This is a genomic window from Colwellia aquaemaris, assembly GCF_057548755.1.
Genome location: NZ_BAAJLV010000003.1, coordinates 116,982 through 141,113 on the forward strand (window position 1 = coordinate 116,982; position 24,132 = coordinate 141,113).

A 24,132-nucleotide genomic window follows, 5' to 3' on the forward strand; every position below is an offset into this window, starting at 1 on the left:
AACATTAGCAAGAGGTCATTAAGTTGAGCGATATGGCAAAAAATCTTATTTTATGGTTAGTTATTGCAGTTGTATTAATGTCTGTTTTCCAGAGTTTTACTCCGGGCAGCGGCAATGAACAACAAGTAGATTACACTCGGTTTATCCAAGACGTACGTCAAGGGCAAATTCGTGAAGTTGACGTAGACAGAAACGGTGTAATTAACGGTATTAAACGCAGTGGCGAAAACTTTGTAACGGTTATCCCTGGTGGTTACGACCGTGACTTAATCAACGATTTAGTTAAACAAGGCGTTAATGCTTCAGGTGAATTGCCTGAAGAACCAAGCATTCTTACGTCTATTTTCATTTCTTGGTTCCCAATGTTATTGCTAATCGGGGTGTGGATTTTCTTCATGCGCCAAATGCAAGGCGGTGGCGGTAAAGGTGCGATGAGCTTTGGTAAGTCAAAAGCGCGCTTATTAAGTGAAGACCAAATTAAAACCACGTTTGCTGATGTAGCGGGTTGTGATGAAGCTAAGGAAGAAGTTTCTGAGTTGGTTGATTACTTAAAAGACCCATCACGTTTTCAAAAACTCGGTGGTCGTATTCCATCGGGCGTATTGATGGTTGGTCAACCAGGTACAGGTAAAACATTATTAGCAAAAGCCATTGCTGGTGAAGCGAAAGTACCTTTCTTTACTATTTCAGGCTCAGATTTTGTTGAAATGTTCGTTGGTGTTGGTGCTTCACGTGTACGTGATATGTTCGAGCAAGCAAAAAAATCTGCGCCATGTATTATCTTTATCGATGAAATTGATGCTGTAGGTCGTCAACGTGGTGCAGGCATGGGCGGTGGTCATGATGAACGTGAACAAACACTGAACCAAATGCTAGTTGAAATGGATGGCTTTGAAGGTAACGAAGGCGTTATTGTTATTGCCGCGACTAACCGTCCTGACGTATTAGACCCTGCATTATTACGCCCGGGTCGTTTTGACCGTCAAGTTACGGTTGGTTTACCTGATATTCGTGGACGTGAGCAAATTCTTAAGGTACATATGCGCAAAGTACCATTAGGTGATGATGTTAAAGCATCGGTAATTGCTCGTGGTACCCCAGGTTTTTCTGGCGCTGATTTAGCTAACTTAGTTAATGAAGCTGCTTTATTTGCAGCTCGTTCAGCACGTCGTGTTGTTGGTATGGCTGAGTTTGAAAAAGCGAAAGATAAAATCATGATGGGGTCTGAGCGTCGTTCAATGGTGATGGACGAAGCAGAGAAAGAAATGACAGCGTATCATGAAGCAGGTCACGCAATTGTTGGTCGTTTAGTACCGGACCATGATCCAGTTTACAAAGTGAGTATTATTCCTCGTGGCCGTGCACTGGGTGTGACTATGTATTTGCCAGAGCAAGACCGTTTTAGCCACAGTAAACAGCATTTAGAAAGTAATATTTCGTCACTTTATGGTGGCCGAATTGCAGAAGAAATGATTTACGGTTTTGAAAAAGTTTCAACTGGCGCTTCAAACGATATTGAACGTGCCACCCAACTTGCGCGTAAAATGGTAACGCAATGGGGTTTCTCAGAAAAAATGGGCCCGATGCTGTTTGCTGAAGAAGAAGGTGAAGTATTCTTAGGCAGAACATCATCAAAATCGTTAAATATGTCTGACGATACTGCGCAAGCTATTGACGCCGAAATTAAAGAGTTTGTTAATCGCAACTATCAACGAGCTGAAAAAATCTTGAAAGACAATGAAGATATTCTTCATGCCATGAAAGACGCCTTAATGCAGTACGAAACCATTGATGCCTTACAAATTGATGATTTAATGAACCGTACTAAGGTACGTCCACCAGCAGATTTTGGTGCCATGGGCTCTGATGACACTGACAATAATGCAGACTCAAGTAAGCCTTCTGCAAAAGTAGACAGTGAAAAAAAGGAATCAGCTGAGCCAACAAGCTCAAATGATCCATCTGATTTACCGGCTAAATAAATAGTAACTGAACCCCAAAGCCTCAATAGTTTGAATCAACTGATTTACACTATTGAGGCTTTATATTATTTTAGCATTTGCATACTTTGTTTAAGTGTTTAAATGCTAAAACAATAAAGTTAGAAAACGAGAATAGCGTGCATTACCAACTCAATTGTCCTAATTCAATACTAGATTTATCAACGCCACAAGTGATGGGTATTTTAAATGTTACACCTGATTCGTTTTCTGATGGTGGTCAATTTACTCATTTTGAAAATGCACTTGCCCAAGTTCAGCAAATGATAGATGCCGGGGCAACTATTATCGATATCGGTGGCGAGTCGACTCGCCCCGGTGCCGCTGAAGTGAGTGTTGAAGATGAGTTAGCGCGAGTTATCCCGGTTTTGAAAGCCATAAAGCAGCGCTTTAAGGTACTAGTGTCAATTGATACCAGCAAAGCTTCGGTAATGAGTGCCGCCATTGAAAATGGCGCTGATATTATTAATGATGTGCGTGGCTTGCAAAACGAAGGTTGTCTTGAGGTTATGGCAAAAAGTAAGGTGCCTATTTGCTTAATGCACATGCAAGGACTACCAAGAACCATGCAAAACGAACCTCACTATAACGAGGTAGTAAACGATATTGTGTTATTTTTTAAGCAACGTATTCAGGCATGTGTTGATGCGGGCATTGAGCGAGATAGGTTGATATTAGACCCTGGTTTTGGTTTTGGTAAAACCTTAGCGCAAAACTATCAATTGCTTGCGAATTTTTCGGCCTTTTCAAGCTTGCAATTGCCTTTGTTAGCTGGGGTTTCAAGAAAGTCCATGATAGGGAATTTATTGCAACGAGATGTTGATAAACGTCTGGCGGGTAGCTTAAGTGCTGCCATAATTGCTGCGCAGCGTGGCGCAAGTATTATTCGCGTTCATGATGTAGAAGAAACCGTAGACGCACTGAAAATTTTAACTGCTGTTAATGAATATCAATAGGCAGCAACCAATATAATAATTTGTACATTAATATAGAAATGACAAAGCGCTTAACGCGATGGAGATTATAATGTCAGAAAGAAGATACTTTGGTACCGATGGCGTAAGAGGGTTAGTAGGGCAATATCCTATTACACCACAGTTTGTAATGAAATTAGGTTACGCAGCAGGGCGTGTGTTAGCCGCGCAAGGTACAAAAAAAGTGTTAATAGGTAAGGATACGCGAATTTCTGGCTATATGCTGGAGTCGGCACTTGAAGCGGGATTTTCGGCTGCAGGTATCGATATTGGTTTGTTAGGGCCAATGCCGACCCCAGGTATTGCTTATTTGACTAAAACCTTTCGTGCGGAAGCTGGTATAGTGATCAGTGCATCACATAACCCGTTTTATGACAATGGTATTAAATTCTTCTCACAAGATGGTCAAAAACTTCCTGATGAGGTTGAGCTTGCAATAGAAGCTGAACTTGATAAAGAAATGGGTTGTGTTGAATCGGCAGAACTAGGAAAAGCGAATCGAATTGACGATGCCGCTGGTCGATATATTGAATTTTGTAAAAGTAACTTTCCAAGCCAGTTTTCACTAAAAGGCATGAAAATAGTGGTGGATTGTGCCCATGGCGCAACTTACCACATTGCACCGAACGTATTTCGTGAACTTGGCGCTGACGTGATTGAAATAGGTACTTCACCAAATGGTACTAATATTAATCACGATTGTGGTGCAACGTCTATGGATGCCATTAGCGCTGCTGTACTTGAACATAAAGCTGATTTGGGTATTGCCCTAGATGGTGATGGTGATCGCCTAATGATGGTGGACCATACCGGTTATGTGGTTGACGGTGATGAGTGTGTTTATGTGATCGCTTGTAACGATTTACAAAGTGGTAGTATTCGCGGCGGGGTTGTTGGCACGTTAATGAGTAATATGGGGCTAGAATTGGCACTTGCCGATATGGGCGTACCATTTGCTCGTAGTAAAGTCGGTGACCGCTACGTTATGGAAATGCTAAAACAGAAAGGTTGGCAGTTAGGTGCTGAAAACTCAGGTCATGTGATTAACTTAAATCATACATCAACGGGCGATGGCATTATCGCAGCATTAAACGTGCTAACGGCAGTTTGTAACTCAGGTAAAACCTTATTTGAATTACGCCAGGGTATGACAAAGCTGCCACAGGTACTTGTTAACGTAAGGTTCTCTGGCGATAACGATCCTTTAGTGAATCAAGCGGTAGTTTCTGCTGTGCATCAAGTTAATGAGAAACTAACTGGCCGTGGACGTGTTTTATTAAGAAAGTCAGGCACTGAACCACTTATTCGCGTTATGGTTGAAGGGCCTGAGCACGACGAAGTTAGTGCTTTAGCAAATGAAATTGCCGCAGCGGTTAAGCAGGCTTGCTAATTTGATTTAAACTCTCAAATTAGGGTGTCGAACGAATATTGAGCAAATGAACGAGATATTGCTTGAAAAACTTGTAACTTGCCTACAGGTTAGTTAATATCTCGCCGCTTTGATTTAGGAATGAAAAATGAATAGACGCGCAATTGTTGCAGCAAACTGGAAAATGAATGGCAGTTTAGCATTAGTCAACGCAATGGTTTCAGAATTAAATAACGTTACGTTAAATGAAAATGTTGAAGTTGTCGTTTGTCCTAGTTCTCCTTACTTAGCCGCATACAGTTTAGCAAGTGCCAAGGCTAGCTTAAGTAAAACGTTTAGCTTAGGCGCTCAAAATGTAAATGAGCATGCTAAAGGTGCGTTTACTGGTGAAATATCAACGGCAATGCTACAAGAAGTTGGTGTTAATTATGTCATACTAGGACATTCAGAACGTCGTAGTATATATAAAGAGTCAAGCACGCTAGTAGCGCATAAAGTTAAAACAGCGTTAGATGCGGGTCTTAAACCTATTCTATGTATAGGTGAAAGTGAAGACGAGCGAGTAGCAGAGCAAACCGAAACTGTTTTAGCTGCGCAGTTACAGCCAGTTATTGACGAAATCGGTATAGAAAAATTTGCAGATGTTGTTGTTGCGTATGAGCCTGTTTGGGCAATAGGTACTGGAAAAACAGCATCGCCAGAAATGGCACAAGAAACCCATCAATTTATTCGCGAATTTATCGCAAAAGTTGATGAAAACGTCGCAGTTAAAGTACCATTGTTATATGGTGGCAGTGTCAATGCGACAAACTGTGAAGAATTATTTGCACAAGCTGATATCGATGGTGGATTAATCGGCGGTGCTAGTTTAAAAGCCGACGAATTTAAAGTAATTTGTTCGGCAGCAAAGGGATAATAAAATGTTGTATCAAGTGTTAATCGTAGTGTATTTGATCGTTGCCTTATGTTTAATTGGCTTAGTGCTAATTCAGCAAGGTAAAGGTGCGGATATGGGCGCATCATTCGGTGCTGGTTCTTCAGCTACTATTTTTGGTTCAAGTGGTTCTGGTAACTTCTTAACTAAATCTACCACTTATTTAGCGATTGCATTCTTTGTTATCAGCTTAGTGTTAGGTAACTTAACGGCGAACCGTGTTAAAGCGGGCGCTGATTTTGATGATTTAGCGGTTCCTGCTGGTCAAGTTGCTCCAGCAACTGATGCTATTCCAAGTGAAAGCATAGAGCCAAAAGCTGACAACGCTGATGTGCCAGCAAGTGATGATACTGCTGCTAAAGATAGCGACGTACCAAACTAATTTAATAAATATGCAGATGTGGCGGAATTGGTAGACGCGCCACCTTGAGGGGGTGGTGCCTTAGGGCGTGAGAGTTCGAGTCTCTCCATCTGCACCAAATACAGGTTCGATAAGAACCAATAAAAGCCGAAAACTTCTAATTATAAAGGGTTTTCGGTTTTTTTGTGTCTAATGTTATCCAATAGGGGTCTTTGCAATCCGCGTTTTTTAGTAGTTCTGTTAGTAGTACCAGTTAAATTTGACATCAAATAGAACTACTAAAATGGCTAGAATCGTTACTTCATTTACTCGTACACAAGTCAAATAAATAAAGTCTAGCAATAAGTTATGTAAACTGTCTGATAACGACAGTGTAACGGTATAATTTAACTAGAGACTTCGTTTGAGGTAAAATACCATTAACTAGCGAGGTCAAAATGCCAAAGAAAACAATAACAGTAGTAATTAAAATCACAGATTAAAAGGGATATTTTGAATTTTATTTGCGCTGTATGCGGCATTTTTTTCATTTCTGCAATGAGTTACCGTCTCATCTCGAGGTTGCGATAGTAACAAATCATAAAAAGGCTTACAGCAATATAAGTCTTTTAGCTGTCTATTGTTCTACGTCTATCACTTTTGTGCTCTAAGTATTTTGGGGGAAAGCTTCATTTAGCGGTTTGGGTATGTGAAATCTCGGTTGAATTTGCACGTTGCTTTTCAAGTTCTTTGTAATCTTGCAGTTTCCGCACCGGGTAGGATAATGATTGAGCATTAGTCTTGATATTTTTATCAATAAATTTCAGTGAAGATTTGTTTGTTTTTTTCATGACAACTCCTAACATACCTGTGTAAATATTTAGGCATTAACAGAGCGAAGTATGCTTATAACTTCGCTCTTAATAACCAAATGTTTTAGTTATTTACTCATTACTTTTTTGGTGGTTGTGGCTATTTTTGCCACCACACGTCTATTTAATTTGTGTGCTGCAGCCGTATTTTCTGTTGAAAGTAGCTGCTGTTGTCCGTACCCTTTTGCTGATAAACGGTTACTTTCAATATTGAATTTTTCAATAAGAATTGTTTTAACAGCATCGGCGCGTTTTTGTGACAGCATTAAGTTGTATTTCGCACTACCTGTGGCAGAGCTATGTCCTTCTATTTCAACGGAAGTGTTTTTGTATTCTTTCATAAAGTCAGCTAAGCGCTGAATGTCATCTACTACTGCCGGTTGTACAATTGAGCTGTTATTGGCAAAGGCAACGTTAAGGCTAATTTCAACTTCACTTTCTGAATATAGCGTGCAACCTTTTGAGTCGACTTTTACTGTTGCGGGCGTATTGTCACAGCGGTCGTTATCGTCATTTACACCGTCATTATCGCTATCTTGCACTTTTACTTGAATTGTTGCTTTTTCAACTACAGGTTTTTCTACGGCTTTAGGCTTAGCAATTACTGGTGCTTGTTGGGTTTCACCAAAAGCATATTTCACACCTAGCTTTACACCTTGGTCAACAAAGCCGTAATCTAAATCTTTATAGATGGCTGCTTCACTATACAGTGAGAAACGGTCATTAATTTGAAAATTGTAGCCAGCGCCAACGTTTACTGCATTGTAACTTTTTACATTGTTAAAGCGCTTTACACCGGCAAAAAGATATAAATCACTGTCTTTTAATTTATAAATGGCATCAATACCGGCACGACTACCATAGTCTTTGCCATGGCCATTTTTTACGTCGTAACGAGTTTTTGCTAGCTCAATACGCATGTTCCAGTCGTCATTTATGATTTTTTGTAAGTCGATACCAAGAGACTTTCCTGCTTCAATTTGCTGCCATGAGCTTTTTGCTTCTTTATTGGTGCTTGATTTTATATAGTCGCCAAATACACCAACCTCCCAGGTTTTATCTATGTTTTCTGCAGCAAGTGGTGAGCTGATCAGGGCTGCGATAAGTGAGATTTTAAAAGCTTTCATTGTTATTCCTTGATTATATTTAAATAATTTTTATTAGTTTCTGCTAGCTATAACGGGAGAGATTTAGAAAAGTCACAAATTTATTTATTTTTTTACATAAAATAAGTTTTTGATAAGGAACTGTAGTTTTTACGAGTAAATAAATTCAGCGTTGCAATACTGTAAATTGTGAACAAATTAACTGAAAACTAGCGTAAAATTCGCCGGCGTTTATTTGTAAGTAACAATTAACAACTAAATAGAAAATTATTGTGACTTTTGCGACGGTACGTCGTTATTAGTTAGGGCAACTGAAAAATTGCTAGAGGAAATGATGAAAAATATTGAACAAGATTTATCAAAGAGTTTTGAAAACGATGATGATATTACTTTTGTAACTTCTGATGATGAATTATTTAAACGAGCTGTAACCACTGTCAATGTACAGCAAGGCAGTAAGGATTTAATCGCGCTAGGTATGGCCTCAATTTGGGTGGTATTTGCCAGCATATTCATGAAGATATTAAAGCCAATATTTAAAAGCATGGCACAGAATAGGAGTAAATAATGGACACTGAAAATATTACGGAAAAAACTTATAACGGCCTGATGGCTGTTTGGCACAAAGTCGTCACATTTATGCCTGATTTAATTGTCGCGCTGGTATTTTTACTTGTTGGCTGGGTTATTTCTTCATTGATTAAACGTTTTCTTAATAAGTCATTGATCAAAATAGGCTTCAATAGCTTTTTAGATAAGCTTGGCTTAGATCTATTGTTTAAAAAAATGGATCTTAATATTCAAGGAAGCCAAGTTATCGCGAGTATTATTTCTACGTTTATATTACTGATTTTTTTACTTGCGGCATTAGATATAGTTGGCCTTAAAATGTTATCGGGATTGATCGATACATTAGCGCTATTTTTACCTAAGTTGCTTGCAGCTTTAGCGGTATTATTGTGTGGTTTCTTTGTTGCACAAATTGTTTTCAATGGAGTGAAAATTGCTGCGAAAAATACGGGAGTAGATTATGGCCGCTCTGTTGCTGAAGTCTGCCGTGGCATTATTATTATTATAACCGTTTCCCTTTCAATAACTCAGCTTGATATTGATGTTTCCTTACTAAATAACATTCTTTCTGTAGTAATCGCCAGTGTTGGTTTAGCAGCAGCTATTTCTTTAGGAATAGGTACTAAGTCGATGGCACAAGAAATTGTTGCTGGGGTTTATCTGCGGGAAATGTATCAAGTTGGTGACAGTATTGAGGTTAAGGAAGTAAAAGGAACACTGGTTTCAATTGGTAGTGTGGCAAGTAAAGTGATGGCCGAAGAAGAAAGTATTGTAACTGTACCAAATACTTTTCTTTTAGCAAATAAAGTGATTAAGCAGTAGCTAGGTTACTTTTCACTTGAGCGCTTTAAATGAGCGGCAGCTCGTTGCGTTAGTGCAAGAGAGTTTGCCCTACGACACAAAGTTTTTTCAGCAATTGATTATGCCATATTTACCTAAATTAAAAGGGTATTGTGCAAAGGTTCTCAATAGCCAATCAGACGCTGAAGATGTGGTGCAAGAAACGATTATAAAAGCCCTGACAAATTTGAAGGGCTTTAAGTGGATCGTATCTTTTAAGGTTTGGCTATTTAAAATTGCTCACAATGAGTGCATTAATAAAATTCGAGAGCGTCGTTGGGAATTACATGAGAGTGACGATGGTTACCTTGATACGCTTGAAGCAGAACTACCTAACGAAGAAGATATGGCGTTACTTATATCGTCACTACTGGAAAAATTATCTTTTATTGACCGCAACATTATGTTGCTTAGATATAGAACAGGGTTAGAGTTTCAAGAGATTGCTGATATTTGTGAAATGAAAATATCGGCAGTTAAAATGCGACATAAAAGAATGATTGAATTTTTGACCGAGCATATGGATCAAGGTAATTAAAAGCTAATGTATAGTAAAAGGAGGCTTAGTTCGCTCCTTTTACTATGCATTAGAAATTACTTTTTAACCCATTGCCCAGCAGCATTTTTGATAAAGTGGCCAGATTGAGTTTTAGCTAACGCTTTTTCACCAGCTAACGCGGTTACTTGTTGCATGGTAATTTTGTTTTTTCTTGCTAAGTTCATGTAAATGCTTTTACGCTTTTTATTGACGCTAGCGACTAAACTTTTAGCTTCAGGGCTGTCAACAACAACACCTAAGTAGCCATTTGGCATTTCGCCAACTAAGCCTTGGTTTTTGGCCTCACTAAGTGAAATAGCCCATGCTGAAAACGCCATAGTTGAAATTAACAGGGCACAGCTGAATTTTTTTATCAGTTTATTGCTAAGAATGTTCATTATATCTCCCTAAAATACGTCGCTTTCTTCACTAAATATGTCGTCGAGTTCTTTATCTACTTTTACTTTTATCTCATGATCAATTTTTAAATTTAAATTAATCGTGATTGGCTCTTTTGCGCTCACCTCTACTTTATGTGTGCAGCCCGTTATTATAAAAATAGCTAACGCGACGGTTAGTATTTTACGCATGTTTACTCCTTAGTTTTTTGTAAACCCTTAATAAGGCCTTCTTCGAAACGTTGTGTTATTGATAAAGATTCAAGTAAGCCGAGTAAGTCGTAACTTAAATTTAAATTTAGATTAACATCGTTATCTATGTCAGGATTTCGGCCTTTTATTATTGTTTCTAAAAGCATATAACCATCATCGGCCATAGAGACCGCAGAGGATAATTGGTGGTAATGTAAATTTTGTAAAGCGTCAAAGGCCAATTGCAGTTGGCTGTTATTGGCTTTTAACTCATTAACCGCAGGATTATCCATCACCTGAATAAGGCCATTGCTAATATTGTGCAGTTCGCCATTTTCTATAGTGTATTTCTCACCGTCAAAAGTAATTGGCAGTTGGCCTGAAATATTACCGGTTACTACAATGCCTTGTTTTTTATCTAATGCCAATACTTGCTCTAAGTCTATACTGTTAAGCTGAACATCAACTGAATGACCATGCTCAAATGGCCATTGTATTTTCGGGATTGAAAAACTGCCTCCCAAAACATTGGCTTTTAGTTTGTTTGCCGAAAAACTAAAGCTTTTGTTAAAACGCCAATTTGTATTAAATGACAGCTTAGAAATAGGCGTTGGTGTTTCAATTAACTCAACAGTTAAATTCTCTTTTGAACTTGGTCGAGTTGTTATTTTGCCAGCAAGTAGCGTGAAATGTTGCTGCCAATTTAATTCTTGCAACCATATGCCGTCAATATCGCCACTGGCCGAGGTGACAGCCACTGAAACTTCAAAAGGAGTATTGTTTAGCTGTTTAAAGTCGGCTATTTGACCTGAGAAGTTGTAATCTAACAAGCCATCGATAAGTTCTACTTTTGTTGGTAGTTGTATGTTTAATGAAAGTAGATCGGTTAATGGCAATGCTTGCTTTGCAATTTGGATTTTAGGCGATAATGCTGGGCCGGAAATCATAATGTTGCCAAGGGCAAGGTCGTCGGCATTGAGTGATGCAATTATGTTGATATCTTCCAAGTTGCCGTTAATTTCACTTGCTATGTCAAAGGTGTTAATTTGCATGGTTTTAGGGACAACTAAATTTTTTGCTCGATTTTTTATTGCTAAATTCAATTCAATTGTTTTATCAGACAATAGCTGAATGTTTCCTGCTAACGATGTATTTAATTCATCTATAGTCATGAGTAATTTTCTATTGCCTGATTTGCTAGCTTTTTTGATAGATATGTTTTGAGTTGTGATTGCCGAGATATCTGCCAAATTAATGCTTGTATTATTTGTTAATTTTTCTAATGAACCCGTTAAATTTAATGCAATAGGGTGTGTGGTAAAGTCTTTTATCTCATTGATTTTCAATGGGCTTTTAAGGTTAAAATGCTTAATAGCTAAATGGTTAAATAAACTTGTATTATTACTCGCTAATTCCGCGTTTATATCGCTTAGCTTTATGTGGTGAATACCATGCTCGCTATTTGCACTTAGTATAATACGACTAAGATTTACATTGTTATTAGTTAAGGTAAATAAGCTGTTGCTTGGCAGGGTTAACTTTACCTCATCGACAGGATTATTTTTCAGTAAGGTGATTATCGCTGGTGACAGCTGATTTTTTTCCAATAATGTTAATAGGCTATTTGGTTGATAAATTAGTGACAGAGAGTTTTTGTCAGCAAAGGTTAGCTGCAAGGCTTTTTTATTGTCACTATCTTCTAAAGGCAATGTTCCCGTAAAGCCTAGCGCACCAGTTAAGTGAAATACACCGCTATTGGCTATGGCATCGTTTGATGCTACCGATAATTCAGTTAATTGGTTTGTAAATGTTAGAGTATTTTTTTGCTGGTTTACTTTTAAGTTAAGTGTGCCTGACATTTGAATATTTTTAATGGTTTCTTCAATTTCAGCCGTTGTTGGAAGTTGGTGTGATGTAATTAAGTTTTTAAGTAATTTGATATTACTTGTGACAGCAAGGGATATATTTTGCTGTTGCTTGTTCAATACTACTTGCGCAATGTCGTTATTAGCCTTATTACGCAATAACAATAAAGCCTTGTTGTTTGTTAAGGTGAACTTTCCTTGATATTGAGTTTCTGAGCTTTTAAATGGCATATAAGTTAGCGCATTTATATTGATATTTGGCGCTTGCAGTTGCCGTATTTGCTCAAAAATAGGCTGCAATACTGTGGCAATTTGTTGTGTTAAAGCACTGGTGTTTGTTTGCTTATCGCTAATAATTGGAGTTTCTATACGGGAAAATAAGTGTTCAGAGCCTGAAATTGTTATTTTATCTATGTCAATATCAGTGATTTCTATTGCGGCGTTATAACGCCACTTTAAACTTGCTTGTTTTATATTTAATTCAGCTTTGGGGTGTTGCAAACATAGTTTGTCGATCACTAAAGCAAGTTTGCTGTTAAGGCTTACTTGCAAACAGCTTATTTTTATTTGGTAGTGATTCAGTTGTTCATTAGCAAAACTATTGATGATATTAATTCGGGCACTGTAGGCAATAGCTAGAGCCGTAAAAATGATAAAAACGCTTGCTAATGTAACCTTAATAAGTCGCACTTAGGTCTCCGTTATGCGGTTTGGTTTTAGGGGATTGCAAAGATGCCTTCTAAGTTAAGCTAATTAAATTATGCACCATTAACTTTGTTAGTTGGAAACTCCTTCGATGTTTCCACGCATAACAGGGTAGCCTAAATTCATCCAACCGAATATACCTTCCCACAAAACAGCTGTTCGGGTGTAACCACGCCTTCTTAGTTTTTTTATTGTGTGATCTGCCGCCGCTCGTGGACAAGAACAATAAGCCACTATTTGCACATCTTTTGGAATACCGGCTACGGTCTCATCTAAGTCGGCGTAGTAAGGGAATGGAATTGAACCTTCAATATGTGCGGTTTGCCAAACTGATGGTACGCGGGTATCTAGCAAAACCATTTTTTTATTTGCTTTTAGCGCTTCAAATAGATGTTCAGAAGAAACGTACATGTTATCTTGCAAGGTAAAGTTTGGATCTTGGCCGTTTTTATTAATAACGTATTGCTCAGGTGTTGGTAGCGCTTTAAGTATGGTTCGTTCGTCTTTCCAGCCTAGTGACTTACTGCGCAAGAAAGCGGTAATGTTGTTGATTTCCGTTTGAGATAGAATATCTTTGAACGGTTTCATAGGCGTATCTTGACGACCATTTTCTATCGCGTGACGTATAAATTCATCTGTGTTGTGTGCCAGTGCTGATTGATTTGTTAACGCTGGCGCTGTAACGCCTTGGCCTTTATCGCCATGACAAGCAGTGCAATGTTGTTGATAAGTTAAAGCACCGGCTTTGCTATCACCAATAACCGGATTAGTAGAGAACTTTAAACGCTCAACACCAGACATTTCAAATAACCAATAGGTAAGGTCCCACGTTTCAGCTAACGTCATTGGCCCGCCAACTTCATCTAAATAGCCCCCCATTGCTGTGCCTTTTCGACCATATGACATAGGGCGTAATATTTGGTGAGCAACACCAGACTCCATTAAACTTTTGCTTCGTAAAGAAGGGGCATGGTCATTAGCATGTCCTTCGCGATTTTCACCATGGCAAAGCGAGCAATATTTTTGATAGTTAGCGGCGGCAACTTTTGATTGCTCTGCGGTTAGTTTTCGTGGTGGAGGTATTGTGCTGCGATCTTGCTGTTGAGCAAACGCCATACTCGGTAACCATATCATGAAAAATAAACTTACTATTTTCGACATTTTTGTCGCAGTTAATTGTTGATTTTTCATGGTACTTCCAGCGCTATTTAGGTAACTTATGGTGTAACTGTATGGTGCTCAATGCGCAGCGTCAATGTTTAATAGGTAATTGAAAACTCTAGTAACAATTAAATATTCAAACTGTATTTTTAGTTGTTAGGTTTTGATTTACTTAATCGATTTTTATTGATGCAGTTGCTTGTATCACGTTCGTTAGAAACGGTATGATAGCGGCAATTAGAAAACTTAAACATTAAGAGGGAAGCATGTCGACTGCTCCGTTAGATCGTATAACCATCGAACCTAAAGTACCTGCAACAGCTTGTGTAATTTGGCTACATGGATTGGGGGACTCGGGTGATGGTTTTGCACCTATTGTTCCTGAATTAAGATTACCCAATAATCATTCAGTAAGGTTTGTTTTTCCACATGCGCCACAGCAACCGGTAACCATTAACCAAGGTTATGTTATGCGCTGTTGGTATGACATTAAAAGTATGGACTTACATAATCGTGCAGATATGGCTGGCGTTATTGAGTCTGAAACTAAAGTAAGAGACCTTATTAAAGAGCAAATAGACGCTGGTATTCCTGCGAGTAATATTGTTTTAGCAGGTTTTAGCCAGGGTGGTGTCGTTGGCATGTTTACTGGTTTACGCTACCCTGAAAAGTTGGCGGGCATTATGGCATTGTCTTGCTATTTACCAAATGCGGATGCGCTACCTGAGCAGTTAAGTGCTGCTAATAGCCAAACCGCTATACTACAACAGCATGGTGACAATGATGATGTAGTGCCAGTAAGTGCCGGTAAAATGGCGAATAAATTATTGAAAGATAAGAATTATCCGGTTAAATGGCAAACTTACCCTATGGCACACAATGTTCATCCGAATCAAATTCGTGATATTGCTGATTGGTTAAGCACACAGTTAAACTTAGCGTAGATAAATTTTTCAAGGGCGAAGCCAATGTCAGAAGTGAAAGTTAAGTTAAGTTTTGAAAAAGAAAATAAAAATAGCATTCGATATAAAGAAGTGCCAGAGGCTGGAAAAGCCGAAGTGCTAGGCAGTGTTTATTTGCAGAAATGGGTTGCTGGTAGCGCTAAGTCAATTGAGGTGTCGGTAAAAGTTCTTGATGAATAAATTTTGCTATTTTAATTGAGCTTGGCTTAGAGCAAGTTAAGCTAATGATATAAAAATGCGCTAGTTCATCGACTAGCGCATTTTTACATTTTATGACTCTGTGCTTCGTTAACCCGAACTCGGCGTAATGAAAAACACAACCATTTCATCGTATTATCAGCATACAATCAACAGTAGCATTTTGCTTATCTCTAGCTCAGCTTAGTTAAGCTTTTTGAATATTAACAGGCGGTTATTTGCAGGCATTTCATGGTCATTTTCTAGGTGTAACCCTGCTTGTAATGCAAGTTCAATAATTGCTTCTATGTCTCTAATGCCACTTTGCGCATCACGTTCTTTAAGCCAAAGATCAAAGGCGGCATTACTGTCGCTGGTAAATTTACCTTGGTAATTAAATGGCCCGTATATACATAATTTACCTTCCGCACTAAGGTGGCGTTCAACCCCTTGAAAGAATGCCTGTACCAGTTGCCAACTAACAATATGCAAAGTATTAGCGGTGTAAATAGCATCAACCTGCTTAATTGGCCACGGGTTGTTTAAGTCGAGTTCTATAGGGGCATATAAATTTTTTGCTGGAAAATCATTAAGCCACAAATTTATACCTTGGTGATTATCAATAACATCACTGGTTTGCCATGTTAGCCAAGGCATATTAGCGGCAAAATGAACGGCATGTTGCCCTGTACCAGAGCCGACTTCTAGCAGATTTTTACTTCTTTGAAGGCTAGTTAACAAGACGGATAAAATATGCGGTTTGTTATTTTCACATGCTTGAGAGAATGGCTTATTCATATATTTACGCTCATTATGTTTCAGTATTGAGTGCTTTAAACGGTAGTCTTAGTTGGCACAGTGCTTTGTAGTTTTGCATTTGTTGCTGTTCTTGCAAACAAAAAGCTTTAATAGCCGGCCTAAATGCAGGGTGTTTTATCCAATGATAAGACGTTGTTAACTTAGGTTCAAATCCGCGCTGAATTTTATGCTCACCTTGCGTGCCGGGATGAAATAAGGCCAGTTTGTTTTCAATGCAAAACTCTATCCCTTGGTAGTAACACAATTCAAAGTGTAAATTGTTATAAGATTTAGTACAGCCCCAGTAACGACCATATAAATTTTCATTGTCGTAGAAAAACCAAGCACTGGCAATATCCTCACCTTCAGCGTTAGTAGCAATAACTAACAAAATATTGTCTGGTAATTGTTTGATTATCGATTGAAAAAATTCAAATGTTAGGTGCGGGGTGTGACCTCGCTTCATGTAAGTTAGCTGGTATGTTAAGTAGAAAAACGCTAACTCCTTCTCACTTATATCTTTGCCATAAATGCGCCGTATTTGTATACCTTGCTGAGCGATAGATAAGCGTTCCTTTCGAGTATTCTTCCTTTTTCTTGCGGTAAATTTTGCGAGAAAATCATCAAAATTTTGATAACCATAATTAAGCCAAAGAAATTGCACAGTATTACGCTGAAAAATGTTATTCTCAGTTAAACAGGTTGACTGTGTTGCACTGTTGGTTGTGGTTTGAGCAAATAATATATGCCAGCTATTTAGCGATAGTTGTTGGCAGTGCTCAGTTAAATTAGCAAAGAGCTGTTGCTGTGGAATTTTATTAGATAACAACTTATTACTCGATACTGGCGTAAACGGGATAGTCGCGACCAACTTAGGGTAATAAGCTAGATTATGTTGATGAAAAGCGTCAGCCCATGCCCAATCAAAAACATATTCGCCCCAAGAATGAGATTTAATATAAGCTGGTAAGATAGCATCAACAGAGTGTGTGGCTAATTTTTTGTTTATATTGGTAAATTTGAGGTGATGAGGTTGCCAACCTTGCTTCGTGGAAACAGAGTGACTATTTTCTAAACATTGAAAAAATTGATAGCTTGAGAAAAATGACGATTTATTTGCAAGTTGTTGCCAGTCACGAACTTTGATTTTTTCTATACTGTCTACAATTTCAATTTTCAAACTATCTACTGTTATGTTAACTAAAGTTATTTGTAGCTTAACAGAAGTTTATTGCTTTTTAAGCTAGTAATAAAAATAGTAGATAGTATGCATTACACACTATCTACTTAACTATATTAAGAAAAATATACCTTTTAGCTTGATCTAGTTCTAATGGCTAACCCAACTAGTGCTAAACCGAATAAGGCAACAGATGTTGGCTCTGGTACTTGGCTTTGTGCGGAAAAAGAAGTTCGCATATTTATTGTATTCGGCGTTACATCATCTTTGGCAAAGCCACTTAATGCTAGCGGCTGATCAAACGATAAAAAAGTAATGCCATTCGTAAGGCCAGACAAGTCACTAAAACTAATATCAATATCAAAATTTTTCATATCAAATAATTGAAATATCATGCCGTCATTTTTACCTGAGTTCCATCGCCAGTTAATACCATTGGTAACTTGCTTATCTCCTGGATCATCTTTAAATAGAATATCGCCAAAATTACTCATGTTATTTATTCGCATCTTAGCTTTACCACCATCGCCTTCTCCTGGCTTATCAACCAAGGTAAATAAAGCTAAGTCATCATTGTACTCTGCAAAGAACATGACAATGCCATCGTTTATTTCAAACCCTGTATTTGATGACCAACGATGACACATTGAATTGTAATCGTAAAAGTCCGTAAAGCTTTCATCTAATACTAATGGCTTAACGGGAGTATTATTGTTTAGCGAGATTAATGTTGCACTTGTTGTGGTTGCAAATGCTAGTAACATAAGTGCTGCAGCTTTATTAAAGTATCTCATATTCATATCCTCACTCTTCACGGTTACTTAAAATTTGCAGCATGCATACCAACACCGACTTTTGTTCATGTTTATTTTGTTTTTAGTTGTATAAGTAATTGTAAAACAGAGGTTTTTTGTGTTTATTGGTTAGGGCTGATAGCTTTGTTAACTAACATACAGCATGTTGTTTTATGCAATTTGCAAAAGTTTACTATGGCAAATTTGCAAATTGCGAAAATTATTTTGCGAAATGCAAAGTAAAGTACATGGGCTTTAAAGTGGGGGAAGTAGAATTTACTACATTGAGTAATAACTTATGTCACCGTATAATGGCGACAAATTTTACGGGTAAATGAATCTCATGTCGGCAACAACTATATTGAACACTTTCATTAAACACATTAAAGACTCTCAAACATTTTGGGCACTGCAAGATCAAGCCAGTGAAGACTGGGTAGTACTTGACTCTATTAACTTTGAAAATACAGAAGTGATGCCATTATGGTCTTCAGAAGACTTAGCGAAAAAGCATTGTGTTGAAGAGTGGGCAGATTATATTCCTGCTCAAATTAGTATTGCTGATTGGATGGAGTTTTGGGTTGAAGACTTGTTAGAAGATGCGGTAATTATTGGACTTGACTGGCAAGAAAACGAAGATTGTTTTGAATTAGAGTTGCCTGATTTTACCCAAGCACTAGCCGAAATTGAAACCTTATAGATAAACCTGATGCCAAATAAGCCGATTTTTTTTAATATATCGGCTTTTTAACCACTTAAAAATGGGCTCATTATAGTGTCTATTTTCCCCAAACGCTTTCCACAATTATTGCATTTGTTTTCAAATTAATACTCTTTTATCTTGCATGAATGCAATAAAATTTGGTGTAAAAGTCGTCTTGATAAACAGATAGTCGGAAAATTTTAAATAAAAGAATAATTTATTTTTCATTATCGCTTTTGGCCATCGTGAGAAATTCTCTATTTCAATATTTATGCTTTGATTTTTTTTTAAAGTTTTTAAAGTTATTTAAATTCAATTATTTATCTTTGTTTTTGGTTCAGTCGTTAATTTCATTTCCGATTAAATTATGCAAGTTCAAATTGTCGAACGATATTTCCTGATAAAAATTTCAAATTAATTTCCGTGTGCTATTTACTGAGATTTTCATTAATTAATTTGAAATGGCGCTTCAGTTTATCGGGTCAAATTAGGCTGTTAGCAAAACATTTAGCTTTAATTAATTATTTAGACATTGATTAATTTGGACTAAAGTTAAACTTTACATAGATGAATGACAGGAATAAATATGGTGAAAGCAATATTGGAAAAAGGTTACAACGTATTAAATTCAACCAAGAAGTTAGACTTTTTAGCTCCGTTATTGATGCGTTTGTATCTGGTTCCTATTTTTTGGATGGCAGGTACGCATAAAATTGAAGGCTTTGACAATATTGTTCAATGGTTTGGTAATGATGATTGGGGCCTAGGTTTGCCTTTTCCATTTGTGCTAGCCATTTTGGCCATTGGTGCTGAAGTTATTGGTGCTATTGCATTATTGCTGGGGTTTGGTGTTCGTTTAATGGCCGTTCCTATGATGTTTACCATGATTATTGCCATGACCAGTGTTCATGGACAATACGGTTGGCAAGCAATTGCTGATGCTAATGCACCATTTGCAAATGAACGTGTTGAAGCATCGGTAGAGAAAAAAGAAATTATTATCTCTATTTTGCAAGAGCACGGGAATTATGAGTGGTTAACCAGTAGTGGCAGCATTACCATTTTAAATAACGGTATTGAGTTTGCCGCAACGTATTTCATTATGCTATTGGCACTATTTTTTATCGGTGGCGGACGTTATGTCAGTCTTGATTATTGGTTTAAGCGAAAAGTAATGCCAGAAGCATAATATTAAATATAACAAAATAATGTACTAGTACCTCCGGAGAATAAAATGAATCAAAATGCTAAAACTAAATTTCAAGGCGCTGCTGTAGCCCTTGCTGTAGCGGGTTTGATGGGATGTTCAGCAGTGACAGCTGAATCATCTAGCAAAACTGCAGCGTCTAACTCAAATACGGCTGAAATGGCACATTGTTACGGTGTTAATAAATGTAATGGTCATAACGACTGTAAAACCGCTGAAAATGCTTGTAAGGGCCAAGCGTCGTGTAAAGGCCACGGTTTTGTTGCTATGTCGACAAAAACTTGTGACGATATTGGTGGAACAGTTAAAGACGATTGGCGCGGGGAAGTTAACACCGCTGAGCTAACCCATTGTTATGGCGTTAATGTTTGTAAAGGACATAACGACTGTAAAACCGCTGAAAATGCCTGTAAAGGTCAAGCTTCATGTAAAGGCCATGGTTTTGTTGCGTTATCAGCGCAAGCTTGTGATGATGTTGGAGGTACAGTTGGCGAATAAGCAAGCTGTAAAAAACAACAAAGGAGAGCACTCGCTCTCCTTTTCTAACGGCGATATTCCGGAACACTTTTTGGGCTTTGGCTTAGGTTTAAGAACAGAGCATTTTCAAGATGTTCTTGATAACAAGCCGGCAATTGATTGGTTTGAAGTCGTGTCTGAAAATTTTATGGTTGACGGTGGTAAACCTAAACATTATTTGCATAGCATTCGAGAGCTGTATCCTATGGTGATGCATGGTGTTTCCTTGTCAATTGGCTCGACTGATGCTTTAAATTTTGATTATTTACGCAAACTCAAAGTATTAATTAATGAATTACAACCGCAGTGGATTTCTGATCATTTATGCTGGACAGGGGCACATGAGAAAAATAGTCATGACTTATTACCATTGCCGTACAATGATGAAGCATTAATTCATGTATGCCAGCGCATTGAGCAAGTACAAGAATTTTTAGGCCGTCCTATTTTATTAGAAAATGTCTCTAGTTATTTAACCTATAAAAGCTCTGAAATGACGGAATGGCAGTTTTTCAATGAAGTTGCACGTCGCTCAGGCTGTGAAATATTGCTTGATATCAATAATATTTATGTCAGTGCTCGTAACCATAATTTTGCTCCACAAGATTATCTTAATGGTATTGATAAAGATAAAGTGAAACAATTTCATTTGGCAGGACACAGTGATTATGGTGACTATGTTATTGATACTCACGATCATCCTGTTGCCGACCCTGTTTGGCAGCTTTATAAACAAGCACTGCAACGTTTTGGATGGGTCAGCACTATGATAGAACGAGATGATAATATTCCCCCTTTGGCTGAACTGTTAGCGGAAGTTGACGTCGCTCGGGAAATTGCTACTAAAACACTTGGTACCATTCCGTCAATTCTAACGGCGTAATTTTTCTTTTTCTTGTGGTGTTAGCAGATAGCTTTTTAATATAATTTTAGCCTTATAAATTGAGATTTAAATAACGTGACTGAACTTTCACTACAAGCGCTCCAGCAACAGATGATGAATTACCTAATGGATGACGAGTTAGCAATTGCCAAGCAGGTGGTAGCGCAAGGTAATATAAGTTGTGATGCACGTTTACATATTTATAAAAATGCTTATCAAATGCGTTTAAAAGAAACTATAGATAATGACCATCAGCTACTAGGGATGTATTTAGGTGACGATTTATTTGAGCAAATGGTTATTGGTTATATTAAAGCATACCCATCTAACAATACCTCATTGAGAAATTATGCAGACTTTTTACCTCAATTTTTGGCCAATCATGCCCCATTTAATGAGCACCCAATAATTTCAGAGTTAGCACATTTTGAACGTTTGTTAATGACGGCATTTGACGCCGCAGATGCAAAGCGTTTCAGCCGAGAATTATTATTACAAACACCACATGAGCAATGGCCCGATTTAGTGTTTCGATTTCACCCCAGTGTTCAGCTTATAAATTGCCATTATAATACTGTTGAAACTTGGCAAGCATTAAAGCAAGAACAAGCACCAGAGCCAGCCAAGAAACTGGCCAGCACTTGGTTATTATGGCGTAATAATGACAGGTTAACCCAATTCAGATCTATTGCTCAGCAAGAGCAAAGCTTAATTTGTATGATGCTTGAAGGTCATAATTTTGCTGATTTATGCCAGGCTTTACTTTCACAAGTGTCAGAGCAAGAGGTTAGCCAACTGGCATTGAATTATTTATTATCATGGATAGATGACGGAATAATCGCCAACCTTTGATAATTTTATAATATGTTCATATATTGAACAGGCTTAAGTTTTCTTACGCTTTTCTTACATTTTCCCAACAAAGTATTGATTGCTAGTCGTCTATAATAGCTATACTTTATAGATAACCGCAGCGGACAAAAGTTTACATAAACTTACGTAACATGACAGAGAATTACGTTAAGTGTTTTATCATTGTGCTCATTAAAAACCACGCGACAAAACTATATGGAAGTCAATTTATTGTATATGAGTAAGTATTTTTCTAAGCGTATTATTATTGCTCTTTCATTTTCTGTGTTATCGGGTTGTGCATCTCTACAACTGGCTGATCTTTTTCAAGGCTATGGTAGCCAAATGCGGCCGGTAAAATTGGCTCAGCGCCAAGGTGACTTTGTCAAAGCGCAAAACCTTTTAGGAGAGCGGGCGGCAAGTAATAATAGTTATGTGCTGAACTTACTAGAAAGAGGGCGCTTACAATTTTTAGCGGCAAACTGGCAAGCGAGCCAAGAAAGCTTTGAAAAAGCTTACGCAGAAATTGAAGTACAACGCAACAAAGCGAAAGTTCAAATAAGTAAAGGTATTGAAAAACTTGGTGCTGTGGTAAGCAATGATAATGTGATTTCTTATCAGGTGCCTTACTACGAACAGGGGATGTTACATAGTTATCAAGCACTAAATTATTTGTATCAGCGTGATTTTGAAGGGGCATTAGTTGAAATACGTCGGGCAAATTTAGTACAAGAAAATGCCTTAAAAGCGTATCAAAATGAAATTTATAAAGCTGAAGATGAACTTTATAAATCAGGAATGAGCACTGACAGTTTAGATAATGCCTACCCAAGTATGGCAGCGAGTATTGGCGAGGTTAAAAATGGTTTTCAAAATGCTTTTACATTCTATCTTTCTGGCATTTTATACGAGGCAAGTGGCGAACTAAACGATGCCTACATTGATTACAAACGGGCAATAGAGATTTACCCCCAAAACCAATACTTACAGCAAGATGTTTTACGACTAGCAACCAAGTTAGGTATGCAAGATGATTTAGACGACTTTCAACAACGTTTTGGTCTATATCGGTCGCCGGAAGCAACACAGCAGGGTCAGGTAGTTATACTGATTGAACGAGATATAGTAAGTAGTAAACAAGACGTTGGCTTAAATTTACCGGTAGGGCGTAGTAATCGTGGTGTAAAGTTTTTTAGTTTCTCTTTGCCTGTATATCGCGGAGCGTTACCGACACATAACAATGTAACGGTACATTTAAATGGCGAAACATATGAGTCGAATGAAATTGTTCGTATTCAGTCATTAGCAGCGAAAGATTTACAAGATCAGTTACCGGCATTATTAACCCGACAAGTTGTGCGAGTTGTTGCAAAAGAGCAAATGAGACAAAAGCTTAATCGTGAAGCTGGTGATGTTGGCAATATTTTAGCGAGTATTTATAACATCGCCTCAGAAAAGGCGGATACTCGCAGTTGGTCAACCTTAGCTGATGAAGTGGATATTGTGCGAATGAATGTGCCAGCGGGCAAACAAATTTTGCAAGTACAGGTTAATGGTCAAATGCAAAATATCGAGGTAAATGTGCAAGCTAATAGAATAACCTTAATTAATTTTTCTGCTATAGGTAATAACACTAACTATCAGAGTATTAACTTATAGCGAGATAAAATCACGGCGCTCTACCATTGATATAAGAGAATATTAGCCAGGAGGAATTATGTTAAATAGTCAAAGTAGTAAAACAACGAGCCAAAAAATTACTCACAGTTTAAGTGTGATATTACTCAGTGCTTTTGTTATTGCCGGATGTGCTAATAACAAGCCTCCTGTAACGTCAGGTACAGGTACAAGCCAAATGACACAAGGAGATGACTTTAATCAACACCTTGAAATTCATAATGATGAGCTTGCCGACCGGTTATACATTAGTGATGTTAAGTCACGAAAAGTTAATGGTTTGCTAGAGGTAAACTTAGAGTTAATTAGCCGCTACGAAAAATCACAAAAACTGCAATACCATTTCAATTGGTTTGACAGTGATGGTTTCGTTATCGAGTCAAGAAAAACACCTTGGAAGCCACTAGATTTACACGGGCTTCAGTCAACGACATTAAGAGGTTTGGCACCAAACATAAATGTTAGTACGTTTAGTATTTATGTTCGTGAAATACCTGAAAAAGCATACGAATATTAATA

At 37.7% G+C, this 24,132-nt stretch carries 26 protein-coding genes and 1 tRNA gene; 18 read left to right on the forward strand and 9 right to left on the reverse strand.

The window, feature by feature from the left end; genetic code table 11:
• Positions 1–23 precede the first annotated feature (23 nt).
• From ftsH to AC27HL_RS10040, 6 genes are all read left to right on the forward strand, one after another.
• The gene (gene ftsH / locus AC27HL_RS10015) at positions 24–1,982 is read left to right on the forward strand and encodes an ATP-dependent zinc metalloprotease FtsH (protein WP_487080846.1); all 1,959 of its coding nucleotides are present in this window, start codon (positions 24–26) and stop codon (positions 1,980–1,982) included.
• A gap of 194 nt (positions 1,983–2,176) precedes the next feature.
• On the forward strand, positions 2,177–2,956 hold the full coding sequence (folP, locus tag AC27HL_RS10020; RefSeq protein WP_487081214.1) for a dihydropteroate synthase: 780 nt from the start codon (positions 2,177–2,179) through the stop codon (positions 2,954–2,956).
• 70 nt (positions 2,957–3,026) lie between these two features.
• On the forward strand, positions 3,027–4,364 hold the full coding sequence (glmM, locus tag AC27HL_RS10025) for a phosphoglucosamine mutase (RefSeq protein ID WP_487080847.1): 1,338 nt from the start codon (positions 3,027–3,029) through the stop codon (positions 4,362–4,364).
• Positions 4,365–4,491: 127 nt separating this feature from the next.
• Positions 4,492–5,259: a triose-phosphate isomerase gene (tpiA, locus tag AC27HL_RS10030; protein WP_487080848.1), complete on the forward strand. Its 768-nt coding sequence runs from the start codon at positions 4,492–4,494 to the stop codon at positions 5,257–5,259.
• 4 nt (positions 5,260–5,263) lie between these two features.
• Positions 5,264–5,659, forward strand: a complete 396-nt coding sequence (gene secG / locus AC27HL_RS10035) for a preprotein translocase subunit SecG (protein WP_487080849.1) — start codon at positions 5,264–5,266, stop codon at positions 5,657–5,659.
• A gap of 12 nt (positions 5,660–5,671) precedes the next feature.
• Positions 5,672–5,756, forward strand: a tRNA-Leu gene (locus AC27HL_RS10040).
• 550 nt (positions 5,757–6,306) lie between these two features.
• Here AC27HL_RS10040 and AC27HL_RS10045 read toward each other — a convergent pair.
• Entirely contained in the window at positions 6,307–6,468 is a 162-nt protein-coding gene (locus AC27HL_RS10045; protein WP_487080850.1) for a hypothetical protein, read from the reverse strand.
• An 89-nt stretch (positions 6,469–6,557) separates the two neighbouring features.
• Positions 6,558–7,616 carry an OmpA family protein gene (locus tag AC27HL_RS10050; RefSeq protein ID WP_487080851.1) on the reverse strand — a complete coding sequence of 353 codons (1,059 nt, stop codon included), beginning with the start codon at positions 7,614–7,616 and terminating at the stop codon, positions 6,558–6,560.
• Positions 7,617–7,926: 310 nt separating this feature from the next.
• Between AC27HL_RS10050 and AC27HL_RS10055 the strand changes: the two genes are divergently transcribed.
• Genes AC27HL_RS10055 through sigX form a run of 3 tightly spaced genes read left to right on the forward strand, consistent with a single transcriptional unit; the run spans position 7,927 to position 9,543 of the window.
• On the forward strand, positions 7,927–8,163 hold the full coding sequence (locus AC27HL_RS10055) for a hypothetical protein (protein ID WP_487080852.1): 237 nt from the start codon (positions 7,927–7,929) through the stop codon (positions 8,161–8,163).
• Positions 8,163–8,987: a mechanosensitive ion channel family protein gene (locus AC27HL_RS10060; protein WP_487080853.1), complete on the forward strand. Its 825-nt coding sequence runs from the start codon at positions 8,163–8,165 to the stop codon at positions 8,985–8,987. Before AC27HL_RS10055 ends, AC27HL_RS10060 begins: the two co-directional genes overlap by 1 nt.
• 16 nt (positions 8,988–9,003) lie before the next feature.
• Entirely contained in the window at positions 9,004–9,543 is a 540-nt protein-coding gene (sigX, locus tag AC27HL_RS10065; RefSeq protein ID WP_487080854.1) for an RNA polymerase sigma factor SigX, read from the forward strand.
• Positions 9,544–9,599: 56 nt separating this feature from the next.
• On the opposite strand, the gene AC27HL_RS10070 is transcribed toward sigX, so the two are convergent.
• From AC27HL_RS10070 to AC27HL_RS10085, 4 genes are all read right to left on the reverse strand, one after another.
• The gene (locus AC27HL_RS10070) at positions 9,600–9,941 is read right to left on the reverse strand and encodes a YdbL family probable chaperone protein (RefSeq protein ID WP_487080855.1); all 342 of its coding nucleotides are present in this window, start codon (positions 9,939–9,941) and stop codon (positions 9,600–9,602) included.
• Between the two features lie 9 nt (positions 9,942–9,950).
• Positions 9,951–10,133: a YnbE family lipoprotein gene (locus AC27HL_RS10075; protein WP_487080856.1), complete on the reverse strand. Its 183-nt coding sequence runs from the start codon at positions 10,131–10,133 to the stop codon at positions 9,951–9,953.
• Between the two features lie 2 nt (positions 10,134–10,135).
• Positions 10,136–12,688, reverse strand: coding sequence for an intermembrane phospholipid transport protein YdbH family protein (locus AC27HL_RS10080; protein ID WP_487080857.1), 2,553 nt, complete (start codon positions 12,686–12,688; stop codon positions 10,136–10,138).
• An 87-nt stretch (positions 12,689–12,775) separates the two neighbouring features.
• A complete protein-coding gene (locus tag AC27HL_RS10085; protein WP_487080858.1) occupies positions 12,776–13,894 on the reverse strand; it encodes a c-type cytochrome in 1,119 nt (372 codons plus the stop codon).
• Positions 13,895–14,130: 236 nt separating this feature from the next.
• Here AC27HL_RS10085 and AC27HL_RS10090 point away from each other — a divergent pair, with 236 nt between their 5' ends.
• Positions 14,131–14,808: an alpha/beta hydrolase gene (locus AC27HL_RS10090; protein ID WP_487080859.1), complete on the forward strand. Its 678-nt coding sequence runs from the start codon at positions 14,131–14,133 to the stop codon at positions 14,806–14,808.
• Between the two features lie 24 nt (positions 14,809–14,832).
• Positions 14,833–15,006, forward strand: a complete 174-nt coding sequence (locus tag AC27HL_RS10095) for a hypothetical protein (RefSeq protein WP_487080860.1) — start codon at positions 14,833–14,835, stop codon at positions 15,004–15,006.
• Positions 15,007–15,207: 201 nt separating this feature from the next.
• Here AC27HL_RS10095 and AC27HL_RS10100 read toward each other — a convergent pair whose 3' ends face one another.
• The 3 genes from AC27HL_RS10100 to AC27HL_RS10110 form a co-directional block, all read right to left on the reverse strand.
• Entirely contained in the window at positions 15,208–15,801 is a 594-nt protein-coding gene (locus AC27HL_RS10100) for a DUF938 domain-containing protein (RefSeq protein ID WP_487080861.1), read from the reverse strand.
• Positions 15,802–15,814: 13 nt separating this feature from the next.
• On the reverse strand, positions 15,815–16,981 hold the full coding sequence (locus AC27HL_RS10105; RefSeq protein WP_487080862.1) for a GNAT family N-acetyltransferase: 1,167 nt from the start codon (positions 16,979–16,981) through the stop codon (positions 15,815–15,817).
• Positions 16,982–17,115: 134 nt separating this feature from the next.
• A complete protein-coding gene (locus AC27HL_RS10110) occupies positions 17,116–17,775 on the reverse strand; it encodes a PEP-CTERM sorting domain-containing protein (protein ID WP_487080863.1) in 660 nt (219 codons plus the stop codon).
• A 343-nt stretch (positions 17,776–18,118) separates the two neighbouring features.
• Here AC27HL_RS10110 and AC27HL_RS10115 point away from each other — a divergent pair, with 343 nt between their 5' ends.
• From AC27HL_RS10115 to AC27HL_RS10145, 7 genes are all read left to right on the forward strand, one after another.
• Positions 18,119–18,475, forward strand: coding sequence for a DUF2750 domain-containing protein (locus tag AC27HL_RS10115; protein WP_487080864.1), 357 nt, complete (start codon positions 18,119–18,121; stop codon positions 18,473–18,475).
• Positions 18,476–19,064: 589 nt separating this feature from the next.
• A complete protein-coding gene (locus AC27HL_RS10120) occupies positions 19,065–19,667 on the forward strand; it encodes an HvfX family Cu-binding RiPP maturation protein (RefSeq protein WP_487080865.1) in 603 nt (200 codons plus the stop codon).
• A gap of 45 nt (positions 19,668–19,712) precedes the next feature.
• The gene (gene bufA2, locus AC27HL_RS10125) at positions 19,713–20,183 is read left to right on the forward strand and encodes a BufA2 family periplasmic bufferin-type metallophore (protein WP_487080866.1); all 471 of its coding nucleotides are present in this window, start codon (positions 19,713–19,715) and stop codon (positions 20,181–20,183) included.
• Positions 20,184–20,238: 55 nt separating this feature from the next.
• Complete coding sequence (gene bufB, locus AC27HL_RS10130; protein ID WP_487081215.1) at positions 20,239–21,084, forward strand: MNIO family bufferin maturase; 846 nt, start codon at positions 20,239–20,241, stop codon at positions 21,082–21,084.
• A gap of 75 nt (positions 21,085–21,159) precedes the next feature.
• Positions 21,160–21,936: an HvfC/BufC family peptide modification chaperone gene (locus AC27HL_RS10135; protein ID WP_487080867.1), complete on the forward strand. Its 777-nt coding sequence runs from the start codon at positions 21,160–21,162 to the stop codon at positions 21,934–21,936.
• Positions 21,937–22,173: 237 nt separating this feature from the next.
• Entirely contained in the window at positions 22,174–23,595 is a 1,422-nt protein-coding gene (locus AC27HL_RS10140) for a COG3014 family protein (protein ID WP_487080868.1), read from the forward strand.
• A gap of 58 nt (positions 23,596–23,653) precedes the next feature.
• Positions 23,654–24,130: a YcfL family putative periplasmic lipoprotein gene (locus tag AC27HL_RS10145; protein ID WP_487080869.1), complete on the forward strand. Its 477-nt coding sequence runs from the start codon at positions 23,654–23,656 to the stop codon at positions 24,128–24,130.
• Positions 24,131–24,132 lie beyond the last annotated feature (2 nt).

Coding starts and splice junctions, on each gene's coding strand:
- AC27HL_RS10050 (WP_487080851.1), bottom strand. CDS start 7,616: ATGAAAGCTTTTAAAATCTCACTTATCGCAGCCCTGATCAGCTCACCA.
- AC27HL_RS10115 (WP_487080864.1), top strand. CDS start 18,119: ATGTCGGCAACAACTATATTGAACACTTTCATTAAACACATTAAAGAC.
- AC27HL_RS10045 (WP_487080850.1), bottom strand. CDS start 6,468: ATGAAAAAAACAAACAAATCTTCACTGAAATTTATTGATAAAAATATC.
- secG (WP_487080849.1), top strand. CDS start 5,264: ATGTTGTATCAAGTGTTAATCGTAGTGTATTTGATCGTTGCCTTATGT.
- glmM (WP_487080847.1), top strand. CDS start 3,027: ATGTCAGAAAGAAGATACTTTGGTACCGATGGCGTAAGAGGGTTAGTA.
- folP (WP_487081214.1), top strand. CDS start 2,177: ATGGGTATTTTAAATGTTACACCTGATTCGTTTTCTGATGGTGGTCAA.
- AC27HL_RS10140 (WP_487080868.1), top strand. CDS start 22,174: ATGAGTAAGTATTTTTCTAAGCGTATTATTATTGCTCTTTCATTTTCT.
- bufA2 (WP_487080866.1), top strand. CDS start 19,713: ATGAATCAAAATGCTAAAACTAAATTTCAAGGCGCTGCTGTAGCCCTT.
- AC27HL_RS10090 (WP_487080859.1), top strand. CDS start 14,131: ATGTCGACTGCTCCGTTAGATCGTATAACCATCGAACCTAAAGTACCT.
- AC27HL_RS10085 (WP_487080858.1), bottom strand. CDS start 13,894: ATGAAAAATCAACAATTAACTGCGACAAAAATGTCGAAAATAGTAAGT.
- AC27HL_RS10120 (WP_487080865.1), top strand. CDS start 19,065: ATGGTGAAAGCAATATTGGAAAAAGGTTACAACGTATTAAATTCAACC.
- AC27HL_RS10100 (WP_487080861.1), bottom strand. CDS start 15,801: ATGAATAAGCCATTCTCTCAAGCATGTGAAAATAACAAACCGCATATT.
- AC27HL_RS10145 (WP_487080869.1), top strand. CDS start 23,654: ATGTTAAATAGTCAAAGTAGTAAAACAACGAGCCAAAAAATTACTCAC.
- AC27HL_RS10110 (WP_487080863.1), bottom strand. CDS start 17,775: ATGAGATACTTTAATAAAGCTGCAGCACTTATGTTACTAGCATTTGCA.
- AC27HL_RS10060 (WP_487080853.1), top strand. CDS start 8,163: ATGGACACTGAAAATATTACGGAAAAAACTTATAACGGCCTGATGGCT.
- tpiA (WP_487080848.1), top strand. CDS start 4,492: ATGAATAGACGCGCAATTGTTGCAGCAAACTGGAAAATGAATGGCAGT.
- AC27HL_RS10055 (WP_487080852.1), top strand. CDS start 7,927: ATGATGAAAAATATTGAACAAGATTTATCAAAGAGTTTTGAAAACGAT.
- AC27HL_RS10070 (WP_487080855.1), bottom strand. CDS start 9,941: ATGAACATTCTTAGCAATAAACTGATAAAAAAATTCAGCTGTGCCCTG.
- AC27HL_RS10075 (WP_487080856.1), bottom strand. CDS start 10,133: ATGCGTAAAATACTAACCGTCGCGTTAGCTATTTTTATAATAACGGGC.
- AC27HL_RS10095 (WP_487080860.1), top strand. CDS start 14,833: ATGTCAGAAGTGAAAGTTAAGTTAAGTTTTGAAAAAGAAAATAAAAAT.